Raw genomic sequence first — 14,053 nt, 5'->3', positions numbered from 1 at the left:
ATTTTTCTTGTCAAGAGTATTCATGAGTAGATCAAGTCATTTTTTGAGTCTTTTAGAATCTGAAGTGTATTATAATTATTTGGCTTCAAATATAAAAAAGGATTTTTAGAATGTTAGATCAGTCAATAAGTGAGAAAAATATAAAAAACATATCATCAAACATCTGGCATAAATGGAATCATTCTAAGTCATTTGATGTGTTTTTTGATGAAATGTACACTAAATTGGAAGCGAAGTTAGAAAGAGAGAAATACTTATTTTCTACTTTTAAGTGCTTCAAATTAATGGGTAAGGACACATATGATTTTAGCTCTTCAGAAGATGAATTAGTATGTAAAAAATTAAATAATAATATAAAAAGGTTATTTAAAATAAACACTGGCGATAGACATGCTATTGTTAAGCAGGTTATATCTTTACTAAGTGACACACAACCAATTAAAGTTCTTAGATTGGATATTAAAGAATTTTATGAAACAGTAGATAGAGATAAGGTGCTAGAGTATGTAATAAATGAATGGTTGTTATCACACCAGAATAGATGTGTATTAAAATGCTGGGATGATAGTTTAAAAAGCATAGGTGTGACTGGCTTACCAAGAGGAATGTCTTTAAGTTCAACGTTGTCTGAAATTAGAATACGTCCGTTTGACCGCGAGGTTAGGAAGCTAGAGAACGTTTATTATTATGCTAGGTTTGTTGATGACATAATAATTATGTTTACTGGAGATAGTAAGCAGATTATGTCTTATTTAGAAGACATTCTTAAAAGAAACTCTCCTGAGTTAAGTTTTAACGATAAAACTAAGTTAATAGACTTGAATTGTACGAATAAGCCACGTTCAACACTAGACTATTTAGGCTATAAGATAATTACTTCAAGTAATATTAACAAAAGAAACAAAAATAAAAAAAGAGAAGTTATTGTTAAAATTAGCGATAAGAAGATTAGGAAAATAAAATATAGAGTTAGAAGGTCTTTTTCCTCTTATGTTAGAACTAGGAACTTTAGGTTGCTTTTGGCTCGTTTGGAGTTTTTAACTGGAAACCAGTATATTATAGGTGATATAGAGAGAACTCGTCTTAAGTCTGGAATATATTATAACTATCCATTGATAAATGACAGCTCTCAGGTTAAAGAGCTAGATAAATACTATCAGAAACTTATTAACACTAAGAAAGGTAGTGTGGCTAAGGCTATTAATTATATAGATAACTATGATAAAAAAGCTCATGGTAATAGGCTGGTGAAGGTAAAGAAATTGTCTTTTTACTTCGGGTTTAGTAAAAGAGTAATGAACTCGTTTAATAGAAAAGATTGTAGAAATATTAAAAGGTGTTGGTAATGTCAAAAGTAAAAATAGATAAACATGATCACCTTAGAGTCATGCTGACTGATACACTTCCTTACGAAGTACCTATCACCTTTCTCAATGAGGGCGCTTACTTCTACCTAAGGAGTCAGGATAAAAAAAGTCGGCATTATGAGAAGGTAGATGAAGATATTAGTAAGTTTGTTGATCATTTCTTCTATGTGGATACTTACACAGTTCCCTATAATTATAGAATAAGTAAGAATTCAAAGAGTAAACGATTATTATCTGTCCCTCATCCAACTATTCAACGACAAATAACCAAGTTATATGGAGAATATGACTCTTTAATAACCGAGTTGTGTAGTAGAAGTCCTATAAGTCTTAGAGCACCTCATAAAATTGCATCGAGATATTATGAAAAAGAACTGGCTTCTTTCTCTTTATTGGACAAAGACACTGGAGTTGAGACTGAAAAAGATCCGTTTGAACAAACATCAGTATATGCTAGTTCATACTTTACTTATAAAAAGTATAATTTTTTATATAAGTATTATGATTCGTATGAGTCACATAGAATTGAAAAGAAGTTTGATTTTCTTACTAAGTTTGATATCTCAAAATGCTTCCATAATATATATACGCCAACTTTTACTTGGGCGGTGAAGGGAAAGGATTTCTCAAAGAGGCATTCTGATTACTATTCGTTTGACTTACAATTTAGAAAATTGATGGAAGATTCAAATGATTTAGAATCAAGTGGAATTTTGGTTGGCCCAGAGTTCTCTAGAATATATGCTGAGGTGATACTCCAAAATATAGATCTAAATATAATTAGAAGGTTAAAAAATGATTGTGAGCTATATTTTGATTCGGACTATACGATTAGGCGATATGTTGATGATTACTTTTTATACACTAAAAGCATGGCGGCATCTACAACTATAATGGAAGTTGTTGTTGATGAACTGGAAAAGTATAAATTATTCATAAATGAGTCTAAAACCGAGCATTGCCAAGTTCCGTTTATCACGGGATTAACGATAGCCAAAATGGACTGCAAAAAGCTCGTTAATGAATATTTTGATCTTATTACTAAAGATAACCCTGATGTGGATGATATCAAGTTTATATCTTCAATAAATCCATCAAGAAAAGCCAATTTATTTATTCGTGACTTAAAGAGACTGGTAAAAGTTAATAACGTAAGCTATGAAAGTTTGACTGGCTATGCTTTAGGTGAAATTCGTAGAAGGCTTTTCAGGTTGATAGAGGACGAAAGAGTAATACAAGCTATCAATAATACAGAAACAGATAGAATAATGAAGCTATGTGTATTTTCTTTGGAGGTGTCATTCTTCATCTATAGTATGGATATTCGAGTTCGAACTACATATATAATTACTCAACTTGTGGTTGGGCTAAATGGATTGACAGAAAATTCTTCTGTAGAACTTAAAGATGTAGTGAGAAAAAAAATTTATGATGAATCAATACTTCTTTTAAGTAAAATGAAAGATAAAGGTAAGGCTAATAGTATTGAGACTCTTAATTTGCTTGTTTCTATAAAAACTAACTTTAGTGATTACCCAATTAACCAAAGCACATTGTTAGACTTATTTGATATTAAGCATAATGATGAGGGATTAATTGAACAGAATAAAGTTCCATTGGGTTACTTTCAGATTATGGTATTGTCTTGGTTCAACGGGAACTCTCGTAAAGAAATAACTGAGTTCTTGCAGTGTGAAGTTATAAGAAAAATAGAGCTTAGCGATGATGATGCTATTAAACAGTCTACAGAATTAACTTGTATGTTATTTGATAGCTTTAGCAATCCTTTCTTTACGGATGAATTTAAATATGAATTGATTGATTTGTTGTCTAAAAAACTTCGTATGAGATTCTCGAATAAGAAGGTAATAGAGTATTTGAAAGGAAGAGATTGGTTTTTTACTTGGAAGGAAAACAACTTAGCTCAGGTTCTAATGAAAAAAGAATTGCGAAGTCCATACTAGTAAGTTAGTGTTGAGTTGTACGGGTAAGGTGCTTCGAATACATATGTATCACTAGTAGGCTTATGCCATCTAGTGCTGCCAAGAGCAGCTCACACGCTATGTTGCGCTGAGTCCGTACGACTGATTTTTTGTGAGAGGGTAAGCTGATAACTGGCTTACCCTTTTTCTTTATGATCGCTGTTACTAATAGGTTCAGGTCTTGCCTTTTGCTTGGCGAAGTTTCCTATACTTGAAGTAATCCATTGATTACTAATTTAGCAAGGTCACTGACTCACTTTTGTCCAATTGTGTGTTAGCAATTCAAAGTAAAGGAGTGTTCAAAGTAAAGGAGAGCTGCCCATAACGATCTCGAACGTTGTAAACAACGCAATTGGTCGAGATTTACCTCCCTTCGTTTCTATGTAAGCAAAACCTTTAGATGAAAGAGCTTCGAAAGTATCAGTAACATCCTTGATACTGCGCCCACTCTTTTCAGCAAGCTCATCAAGACTGTTTGGCTTTTCGCGAGCAATCAAATTCAGCAGCTCAACATTTTCGTTAGACAACAGTTGTGAAAGCACAGCCAGTGACTCAAACAAAAATTGAGGGTAAGCTTCTTTAGACGTCACTTTTCCTTCTGCAATCCGAATCATGCGCTTACGAGCAAGCTCTTCTGATAGAATGCCGATTTTTGCTTTCATACTATCCTCACTCCTAATAGTCGCCATCTAAATCGACTGAATAATCACCGACGCTCTCATCTAATTCTTCTTTCATTTCATGAGAAGGAACAACTAATTTATCTGTATGCTGCTCGATGTCTTTTTCGAGCAAGGCTAAAAAGCGAGCTACGCCCAGGTTCTCACAAGAAGGTACTGACAGCTCACTACTTTTATATTCCTCACGTTCCATTGCTAGCTACTCCCGTTTTTTATTGACGCAATCACTTTTAATAAATCGGTCGTGATTGCTGGGCATTTGTCATTCATAAAAACCGTTACTTCATCTCCAAATTTCATCGTTACGATACCGTTTTTATCAACACTTAACAGCGCGAAAGACTGCTTCAAGTCGAGAGTCGTGTTACTTCCATTGGTCGTGGTTTCAGCCATATTTCCCCTCACTGCTAACGAGTATGTTTACAACATGGGCAACAATTGTTACCTCAGATGATTACTTAATTGTTCTGTTTAACTTTTCGACGATTTCAGTGGCATGTTGAAATATGGCGTCCTTTACTCGCGAAAACTCCTTTTCAGGAAATCGATTGTCTATAGAACTCAGTGCGCTACTAAATTGAGCGAGAAAGGCAGAGACGATTTCATGGCATTCAGCATTACTGATACCGAACTGACTAGCCGTCTGCTCTATATGCCGTAAGCAAATTTTGCTGATATGGTATTTATATCCTTTGGATGCTTTCAGTCCCATTGCTAGCTTTAGCTTCCGCTTATTTAATCCATTCGCACCGACTGCGGGATAAGCTGATAGCAAATCATAGAACGGTGTAAGTTGATAGTGTCCGCTAGGAGCAAGATGCACGGAAAAGTTCTTGAGATGACCGTCAGTTGCACCAAGAAGGCATTGTAAAATCATGAACTTAAAAAAGTCATGATTGTTCGCCTTGCTTTGCGCAGAGAGACTTAAAACATCAACAATTTTGGAGACACTTAGGTTGTTCTCCGAGTGATATTTTTGATGTTCAGGTACACCAAAAATCTGGCAGAAATCTTCTTGGTGTCTACGAGTCACAGCTCCGTCACCAAAACATCGGTCGAACCGTTTTACTGCAAGGGCTTTAGCTCCTGACTCAGTCGTTATTATCTCCATATCGGGTACTTTAAAACCAAGTTCCTTCGCTATTTGAGTACAGATGAATTCATTCTCAACACTGCAACTCATATCTAGTACTGAGTTGCTTTGCGCAATTGCATCCATTGGGTATTTGATAATGTGACTACTTAGTGATTTTTCTTGAGGTACATACCATTTGCCGTTCAACCTAGTTAACGTTGTTTTTCGCTGTGTTCCCGAAATACAAGGTCGATAATCCCCAAAAAATGGAAGAAATGACTTACGCTGAGTAACGAGTTCATTTAATTCACTTGCCGAGATCTCTCGATATTTCCATCCTATCTTTGGCGGCTCCCTGCTTTCAGTAAATGAAATGCCGCCCGTGCAATCATGACCAATCTTGGAGAGTAAACTGAATGCATCGTTGGATTGCACACCTACCGAGTGAGCAAGGCTTAATCGTTCTTCTTTCAAGTCAGGAAGCAGGTTGTGAATAAAATTCAGTGCATTAAATGATGAGCATTCTCCCCTTACGAGCGGTAAGCTTAATGAAAGAGGGAAAGCGGAATCATATGCTAACCACTCATCAGAGTATGAGAATAATAAGTTGGTCTTCGACTGTTGGACAAACTGCCCCACGAGCATATTGTTTGTGGCATGTGCGTAAAGTATAGGATTGTGCAAATTAGCTCCCACTTTCCACTGGGTGGGCTGTGTTTTTGTAGAAGGTAATTGCGTTTTCTACTGCCTGCATTTCGGCTTTGAGATCCAATCTACGATTGTCATACTCGGATATATACTCGCCTAAACACAGCCGAAGTTCTGAGTGTTGAGCACACAACCGATTGAAATGCTTCCATGTCCTTTTATGAAGAGAATAGGACTCTGACAGCTCTGACTGTTTATCTTGCAAAATCGTCAAAAGGCTTTCTTTTTTAAGAGAAAGGTAGTTGGAGTCCTCACCGTAGTTGTCGTAATCCACGACCTCCCAGTCGATATGGTTAAACATAAAACCTTTGGAAAATTCTTCATCACCATGCTTATCGAAACCGCACGACAGGACTGCGCCGATAAGCGACATTTCCTTCAATTTTTTTTCGACGTATTCATCTGATAAGTATTCTTTCTCATCACAGTCTATTGGAAAGGACTTTAAGTCATTGGCAGAGAAGTGTTCATTGTAATAAATGGCGAGAAATAACTCTTTTCTGATCTTTACCTTCATGTGTTCCAAAAACGGCCTTTATTGATGATTTTGAGGATTATAATCCGTGGAGTTATATGCCGCAAGTGTGTAATTGTTCAGCAAATTAATTTCATAAATAAAAAACATGAACAAGAAGATTGCAGCACTTGTGGGCAAACGCATTGCAAAAATGAGGAAAGCCAAAGGGTTAACTCAAGATAAACTCGCGTTGTTCGCAGAGATAGATAGAAGTTATGTGGGACGCATTGAGCGCGGTGAAGTTAATATCACGGTTGAGAAGTTGTATCAGATTGCGGAGACCTTGGGCTGTGATGTGAAGGAACTTCTGCCTTAGTGAGTTAGGTTTGTATGTGGTTTTGTAGCGCTTCATACGACCTCACGTCGCACGCCCCAAAACGTGTTAGAGCGGTTACTCACAACATATCATAAGATCTCTTTATCACGATTCATCATTGCTTTTGCAACCTGTTAAATTATTACTCAAAAATATGTATAGTCACATAGTTTCACTAAGGCAGGAATGATTAAATGGAAGAAAAGCAAACCGTGCGAATTAATGATGATGCACTCGATCTCTTCAATGCACGAGTTGATGAGTTGATAGACAGGAAGAACGTTGCAGATATGGAGAAATTCATTGGAACTTTTGACGCATTTACGCCTGTTTTTGAAGATGATTTTCGAGAAGCTGAATTTCATTATATGTTAGGAAATGCTTATTCTTTGCTCTATGTTCCACAGTTAAACGAATGGTATAGCCCTAATTTGAACAAAGTGATTATTCACTTCAAGAAAGCGCTTAATGCTCTGAAAAACCGTAACATTGATGATGAATGTCAAATTGCTCTAACTAGCCAAATCGAGACAAATTACGGAAACTATCTTTCTCAACAAGGGCGATTTATGTGCGCCAAAAGGCATTGGAAAAATGCTATTAATTTAAACAATCAACCGATAGCTCACACTGCTATGTATGACAATGAGCTATACCTTTCACACTGTATATCGCATGACGAACAAAAAGCCATTTATCATCAGTTTCTAGCATATAAAAGTCTTTGTGAACGATTGAAACTTCCTAATAATCAAGCGTATTTCAATGACAGCCATTACATCTTTGATGATGATAAAACACAGAATTTCAAACAATGGTTTGAAGAACAGTATACTCTCGATTATTTTAATAAGTTTTATAAAAAAAATGATAAAGAACTGAGTAAAAAAGTAGTTAATTACTTACACTGGTGCGGGGAAAAAAACCTATTTATCGATGAACTGGAAATTGACGAACTTCCTGAAGCTATATTCCCTGATTCGCTTTCACTACCGTCTATCAGTTCTCGATTGAATATGACCCTAGCCTATCACGAAGAATTAGTTTATCACGCCAACTTTGACGAGATAAAGAACGATTTTTGTTATGCTCGTTACCTTATTTTTAGTGCATCAAACATTCCAAATGACGAAGTAAGCTTCTTCAATAACACATTCAAAAAGACTGACGATTTAACCCACACAATCGACAATATTAAAGCTCAACAATTAAAGTCAGCTTTCAAAATTCTCTATTCCTTATTTGACAAAATTGCCTATTTTATAAGTCATTATTACGATCTTAACGATATAGAAAAAGACCAACAGATTAGCTTTGAAAATTTGTTTAAAAAGCCAAATTCAGGGAAAGGTAATAAAGAGTGGAAACCACACGATAAACTCAAGGATAGTAAAAACCAGTTTTTGCACGCACTCTTCTACATACTTAAAGATTTACGAGACATTAAAGACCAAGAGTCTATTTCAGAATGGCTCAATCCTGATCTCGTTAAAATCTGTGAAATTCGTAATTATATCGAACACAGATCTTTTAAACTTATTGACAGCCTGTATTCTGATTTAGTTTTTTCTGACGCTGTTCAACAAAATGAAATACGACACTTAATTGATAAAAGAAAGAAATACAACTGTGAATTAATAGCTTTATATCCAGAGATAAAAAAACAAAAAGGCACAGATAAGCACATAGAATTGATTGGAGAAAAGGAACTGCTTGAGAAGAAAATTCAACACATTGAAAATCAACTCTATGAAAAAGAGAAACGCTCAAAGCACACGCTTATTATGATTGATGAAGACTTCAACACTCAGCTTATGACGCTTGCTGAGTTAGTAAGAAATTCAATCATTTATCTCTCATTTTCCATTGAGTTTGATGAACAAACAAAGCCCCAAAACGACGAAAAGCTTGTCTGGCATAGAGAAGTCCCAACGAAGTAAAAGTACATTTACTTGTCTGAAACAAGCTTTTCCGACTTCATTCTATCTGGTTTCTGTCCACAAACGTGTTTCAGCGAATGGTCAAGAAAAATCATAAATGCCTAGCGAGTAGTGAACTATGCGTTTTGGCAGGGTGATGGTTTCACGCAATGAGACCATCACCTTGCTAAGCCTTTAGGGGCAAGCTGCTTATACGGCTACAGGAGCTTTGATATGAGGGTGAGATTCGTAGCCTACGATTTCAAAGTCCTCAAACTTATAGTCAAATAAGCTGTCAGGTTTGCGGTTGATTTTCAGCTCTGGAAGTGGATATGGTTCTCTTGAAAGCTGGAGTTTAGTTTGCTCTAAGTGATTAAGGTAAAGATGAGTATCCCCTCCAGTCCAAACAAAGTCTCCAACATCCAAATCACACTGTTGTGCAACCATATGAGTTAAAAGCGCATAAGAGGCAATATTAAACGGAAGCCCCAAGAAAACATCACAACTTCTCTGATAAAGCTGACACGAAAGCTTGCCATTTGCTACATAAAACTGAAACATCGCATGACATGGAGGTAGTGCCATCTCATCTACAAAAGATGGGTTATAGGCAACAACCATGTGTCTTCTGCTATTTGGGTTGTTCTTAATAGCATCTACCACATTCGCAATCTGGTCAGTGTGGCTACCGTCAGAATTAGGCCAAGACCGCCACTGATATCCGTAAACAGGGCCAAGATCACCATTCTCATCTGCCCACTCATCCCAAATACTTACACCATTTTCTTTTAGGTAAGTGATGTTGGTGTCTCCTTTCAAGAACCAAAGGAGTTCATGGATAATTGATCGTAAATGACATTTCTTCGTTGTAACCAGAGGAAAACCCTCTGATAGATTAAATCTCATTTGATGACCAAAGACTGAAAGTGTACCTGTACCTGTTCTGTCTCCTCTTTCTGTACCCTCTTCAAGGATTCTTTTCATTAAGTCGTGATATTGTTTCATTGCTAGGCTCCTTGAGTAACTTGTAGTGGGTACTGGTAGTGACTACTAGTATTAAAGCATCTTAAAAGTCTTGATATAAAAGGCAACTCACTCACCCACTCACTAACTAGTAGTTTTTTGAGGGGTACTTTATGATAAAAGTTTAGGATTTCGCCTCTATCATCAACGCCACGTGAAAGATCATCAACAATCTTACGCAGTTGATCAATCTGCCCACCATCCGCCTTGGCCCACGCACGTCCTTGAACGCCGTACACGCGGCCCATATCATCTTCACCTTTACGGTATGGATTGTTAAGCCAAGCTGCATTTAAATTCGCATTCGCATCCCACGTTTTGGTTCCTAAAGCGCGAAAATCGGCTGCATTATCGTAGCCACGAATATAACCAAGTAGCTCAGCAACTGCGGCTTTCCAGAAGCTTTTACGCGTTGTCACTAACGGGAATTGATTCTGACCTACATCATAGGTGAGATCAGCGTTAACCACCGTTAGGCAGCGTTTGGCTGTACGTTCATTTTCGATCCAAACGCCCTCATCAACAATTCGCTGACAAAGTTCAAGATACTGTTTCACAAACTATCCTTAACACTATTGAGTCACTTTATGGTTAACCTTGTACGCCCATACCATCATCAGTGCACCGACAATGATCATCGGTAGCGACAGGATTTGCCCCATGGAGATAAATCCAGCGAACAATCCTAATTGTGCATCAGGTTCACGAACATATTCAACAAGGAAACGGAATGTCCCGTAGCCTATCAAAAATAGCCCTGAGACTGAACCAATTGGCCGATTTTTGCGGATAAACAGGTTCAATATAATAAACAGCACAATCCCTTCTAAGAAAAACTCATAAAGCTGTGATGGATGGCGAGGCAAAGGCCCGCCGTTCGGAAAAATGATCGCCCATGGAACATCGGTTACTCGCCCCCACAATTCACTGTTCATGAAGTTGCCTAATCGTCCCATGCCTAAACCAAATGGAACCAAAGGAGCCACAAAATCGGCGACACCAAAAAACGTTCGGTTATTTTTCCGTGCATACCAAAACATTGCACTGATCACGCCAAGTAGACCACCATGGAAAGACATCCCGCCTGTCCACACTTTAAAAAGATAGAGCGGGTCTTGGAGAAACAGATCAAAATTGTAAAACAACACATAACCGACACGACCACCAATGACCACCCCTAAAAATCCAGCAAACAGCAAATCCGAGACTTGCTCACGAGTCCAGCCACTATTTGGTTTGTCCGCTCTGCGATTGGCAAGCCACATCGCAAAAACAAAACCAACTAAATACATTAAGCCGTACCAGCGAATGGATATAGGGCCAATCGCAATCAGCACGGGATCAATATTTGGGAACTGTATAAAACCCTGAGACATAAACGTGTTCTCTTACTAAAAATGAGGTGAAGATAATAAGTGATTAAAACAGCATAGTTGCCGCTATAACCATCAGAAAAACGGAGAATATTTTTTTCAATACCGCCGTCGGTAACTGAGTCGCGTAACGCGCTCCTAATCGAGTAGTGAGAATTGAGGTCGAAGCAATGGCGACTAACGCAGGTAAATAGACATAGCCAATGCTGTAAGGTGGTAAATTCTCCACTTGATAACCGTGCAAAATAAAACCAATCATGCCAGAGATTGCGATCACACACCCACAGACAGAAGAAGAACCGACGGCTTTACGCATTTCAACGCCATGACGATTCAAAAAAGGAACGGAGAGCGAACCGCCACCAATTCCCGCTAAACTAGAGACAATACCAATACCACTGCCACATAGCATGGTCACCCACGCACCGGGCATCGATCTTTGCATTTGCGCTTTTATCGATAAAAACATTTGAATCGCCAGGCAAAAAACAATCACGCCAAATACTTTCGGTAGATATTGAGTCGGAATCACATCTGCGATCATTGAGCCAACAAACCCACCGACGATAACGCCGGGCATGAGCCACTTGACGACAAACATATCCACATTGCCCAATTTAAGGTGATTTAATGCCGAAGAAGCCGAAGTAACAATGATGGTCGCTAGCGATGTCGCTAACGCTAAATGCATACTAAGTTCGGCGGAAATACCCGCCTTGGGAAGCAAAAGAAGCAACGCAGGAACCACAATTAAACCACCACCAATGCCCAGTAAGCCAGCCATAAAACCAACGACTGAGCCCAATAACACCAGCAACACCATCAACTCAAAATTCACATTGCTTCCTATTTTTTGCCTGCGCGGATAAAGCCAGCAAAGCCTTTATCTTCAAAGTATGAGTGCATCATATTATAAATGTCGTTGCCGTAAGGTTGCATCAACGCTTTGTCAGCAAGTTGCCGTAACTGTCCTAATTGAGAGTGCCTCACTAAATATTTGACCTTGGCTACGTTGGAGGTATTCATACTTAGCATGCGATAACCCAAACCAATTAATAACAGTGAACCGATAGGGTCTCCGGCCAACTCACCACACACACAAACAGGTATACGATGAGACTGGCAAGTCTCTAAAATCTGTTTAAGCGCCATCACCACCGCTGGATGCATGGAGTCATAGACATCAGCAACATGTGCATTGTTCCGATCAACGGCCAACAAATATTGGGTTAAATCGTTGGTTCCAACCGAAACAAAGTCCACTTTGCTCGCAATCAATGGTAGAAGATAAATCATCGATGGCACTTCAATCATAATGCCAATCTTGGGCATTATGATCCGATCATCAACGCTAGAAACTTCTCGATACGCTTGCTCAATCAACCGCATTGCGTCGTCTAACTCTTTCGTTCCTGAAATCATTGGCAATAAAATGCTGAGATTTTGGTTATCGCCGCTGGCACGCATCATCGCCCGCAGTTGAATCAAAAAAATATCGGGATGATCGAGCGTAAAACGAATGCCTCGCCAGCCAAGAAAGGGATTGTCTTCTTCAATGGGTAGATAAGGCAGTGCTTTATCGCCACCAATGTCTAACGTTCTCATCACCACCCGTTTATCAGGATAAGCGTTCAAAACGCTGCGATACTGCTGCACTTGTTCTTCTTCTGATGGAAAGCGATGTTGCAGCAAAAAGGAAATTTCGGTTCGATACAGCCCGACACCATCAACCCCTTGGTTAATTGCGATGTTGGTATCCGCACTTAATCCAGCATTGAGCATCACTTCAATACGTGTGCCATCTTGCGTAAAAGGAGCTTCTGCAATGGTTTCATTAACCATTTGAGAAAGTTCGCTTTCTTCATAAGCTAAAGCGCGATATTCCGCCAGAATTTGTCTATTTGGTGAGATAAAAACCTTGCCGCTATAACCATCGACAATGCCCTTTTTACCGTTGATCTCCTTGAGATTAAGTGAAATCCCCATCACTGCGGGAATGCCCAGCGCCCGTGACAATATTGCTGCGTGGGAATTGGCAGCCCCTTCTAAAGAGACCACCGCCAGTAATTTATCTTTAGGAATAGCGGCGAGAATTGAAGCAGTAAGTTCGCGTACCACCAAAATAATCGGTTTATCAAGTTGCTGCTGATCATGCTCAGTGTTGTGCAAAAAAAATAGCAGTCGCTGACCTAGCTCACGAATATCCTGTGCACGCTCACGTAAGTAAACATCTGACATCTTCGCAAAACGGTTGGAATAACTCTCCACAACTTGCCGTAATGCCCAATCTGCACGATCACCTTTTTGGATCTGGCTTTTCAGATCGTTGCGTAGCATCGGATCATTGAGTAGATGAGTAAAGAGATCGAAGATGGCTAACGCATCTTTATTAATATCACTATCGAGTTTTTTTCTTAAACGACGAAAATCGTTCAAGGCGCTTTCTACCGCCAGCACTAGCCACTCTTGTTCTCGTTCAATATCGAGCGTTGAGGCGGGGTAAACATCAGACAGTTGAGGCTGGGTGTCATCCCACCAAAACTCACCAATCGCGATGCCAGATGACGCAGCAATGCCAATGGTGGATAACTGCTTTTTCGAAAGCAGCCACTGCCCTTGTGTTTGAGCATGAGCAATAATCACGGCCACTTGCGCCGCCAGAGTGACAATAAAAGACTCTTCCATCTCACTAAATAAGCGAGGTGTTTTTTGCTGCACGACCAAGACACCCAATACTCGCTTGCGATGAATAATCGGCGTACCAAGAAAGCTTTGATACACCTCTTCGCCAAGCTGTTTGAAGTATTTAAAATTAGGATGTTTCGACGCTTCAGCAATGTTGATTGGCTCAGCTGAACGTTTCACTAAGCCCACTAAACCTTCGTCAAAACCGATGTGGATTTTGTCGCCTTTGAACTTTAAGCCTTGCGTTGCCATTAGTTCTAGGCGATGTTTTTCTTCGTTAGCAAGATAGACAGTGCAACACTCGGTGCTCATCGCATTGCACGTTTGCTTAACCAAAATATCCAAGGCTTGGTGTACATCTTCTACCTTGGATACTTGTTCAACTATTTCCCTTAGCTGAGAGAGCAT

General features: G+C 38.8%; 14 protein-coding genes. 4 read left to right on the top strand and 10 right to left on the bottom strand.

The features are described from left to right. Positions 1 to 110: 110 nt before the first annotated feature. Complete coding sequence (gene drt3a / locus AACR75_RS10775) at positions 111 to 1,346, top strand: antiviral reverse transcriptase Drt3a (RefSeq protein WP_047690186.1); 1,236 nt, start codon at positions 111 to 113, stop codon at positions 1,344 to 1,346. Next, a complete protein-coding gene (gene drt3b, locus AACR75_RS10770; protein ID WP_047690183.1) occupies positions 1,346 to 3,331 on the top strand; it encodes an antiviral reverse transcriptase Drt3b in 1,986 nt (661 codons plus the stop codon). The genes drt3a and drt3b overlap by 1 nt, the downstream gene beginning before the upstream one ends. 317 nt (positions 3,332 to 3,648) lie before the next feature. Here the strand turns inward: drt3b and AACR75_RS10765 are convergent, their stop codons facing one another. The 5 genes from AACR75_RS10765 to AACR75_RS10745 all read right to left on the bottom strand — a co-directional run bounded on the left by AACR75_RS10765 (position 3,649) and on the right by AACR75_RS10745 (position 6,329). After that, positions 3,649 to 4,011, bottom strand: a complete 363-nt coding sequence (locus AACR75_RS10765; protein WP_047690177.1) for an HVO_A0114 family putative DNA-binding protein — start codon at positions 4,009 to 4,011, stop codon at positions 3,649 to 3,651. Between the two features lie 13 nt (positions 4,012 to 4,024). Beyond that, a complete protein-coding gene (locus AACR75_RS10760) occupies positions 4,025 to 4,222 on the bottom strand; it encodes a hypothetical protein (RefSeq protein WP_047690173.1) in 198 nt (65 codons plus the stop codon). A gap of 2 nt (positions 4,223 to 4,224) precedes the next feature. Then, positions 4,225 to 4,422, bottom strand: a complete 198-nt coding sequence (locus AACR75_RS10755; RefSeq protein WP_039453141.1) for a hypothetical protein — start codon at positions 4,420 to 4,422, stop codon at positions 4,225 to 4,227. A gap of 61 nt (positions 4,423 to 4,483) precedes the next feature. Beyond that, complete coding sequence (locus AACR75_RS10750; RefSeq protein WP_197056805.1) at positions 4,484 to 5,788, bottom strand: HipA domain-containing protein; 1,305 nt, start codon at positions 5,786 to 5,788, stop codon at positions 4,484 to 4,486. 1 nt (position 5,789) lies between these two features. Then, complete coding sequence (locus AACR75_RS10745; protein ID WP_047690151.1) at positions 5,790 to 6,329, bottom strand: hypothetical protein; 540 nt, start codon at positions 6,327 to 6,329, stop codon at positions 5,790 to 5,792. A gap of 106 nt (positions 6,330 to 6,435) precedes the next feature. Between AACR75_RS10745 and AACR75_RS10740 the strand changes: the two genes are divergently transcribed. Beyond that, positions 6,436 to 6,645, top strand: coding sequence for a helix-turn-helix domain-containing protein (locus tag AACR75_RS10740; RefSeq protein ID WP_047690150.1), 210 nt, complete (start codon positions 6,436 to 6,438; stop codon positions 6,643 to 6,645). Positions 6,646 to 6,839: 194 nt separating this feature from the next. Further along, positions 6,840 to 8,585, top strand: a complete 1,746-nt coding sequence (locus AACR75_RS10735) for an LA2681 family HEPN domain-containing protein (RefSeq protein ID WP_052190345.1) — start codon at positions 6,840 to 6,842, stop codon at positions 8,583 to 8,585. Between the two features lie 189 nt (positions 8,586 to 8,774). Here AACR75_RS10735 and thyA read toward each other — a convergent pair whose 3' ends face one another. From thyA to ptsP, 5 genes are read right to left on the bottom strand one after another with little or no spacing between them, the layout of a single operon-like run. Continuing rightward, the gene (gene thyA / locus AACR75_RS10730; protein ID WP_047690147.1) at positions 8,775 to 9,569 is read right to left on the bottom strand and encodes a thymidylate synthase; all 795 of its coding nucleotides are present in this window, start codon (positions 9,567 to 9,569) and stop codon (positions 8,775 to 8,777) included. 2 nt (positions 9,570 to 9,571) lie between these two features. Beyond that, positions 9,572 to 10,144 (bottom strand): thymidylate synthase, encoded by a 573-nt coding sequence (locus AACR75_RS10725; RefSeq protein ID WP_331415614.1) that lies wholly within the window; start codon positions 10,142 to 10,144, stop codon positions 9,572 to 9,574. Positions 10,145 to 10,159: 15 nt separating this feature from the next. Next, positions 10,160 to 10,963, bottom strand: coding sequence for a prolipoprotein diacylglyceryl transferase (gene lgt / locus AACR75_RS10720; RefSeq protein ID WP_013857591.1), 804 nt, complete (start codon positions 10,961 to 10,963; stop codon positions 10,160 to 10,162). A gap of 43 nt (positions 10,964 to 11,006) precedes the next feature. Next, entirely contained in the window at positions 11,007 to 11,798 is a 792-nt protein-coding gene (locus AACR75_RS10715; RefSeq protein WP_047690145.1) for a sulfite exporter TauE/SafE family protein, read from the bottom strand. 8 nt (positions 11,799 to 11,806) lie between these two features. Beyond that, a complete protein-coding gene (gene ptsP, locus AACR75_RS10710) occupies positions 11,807 to 14,053 on the bottom strand; it encodes a phosphoenolpyruvate--protein phosphotransferase (RefSeq protein WP_047690143.1) in 2,247 nt (748 codons plus the stop codon).

It is taken from the genome of Vibrio sp. ZOR0018 (assembly GCF_963865925.1).
In the GTDB taxonomy this organism is placed as follows: domain Bacteria; phylum Pseudomonadota; class Gammaproteobacteria; order Enterobacterales; family Vibrionaceae; genus Vibrio; species Vibrio anguillarum.
This window is presented reverse-complemented; position numbering and strand designations above follow the sequence as displayed.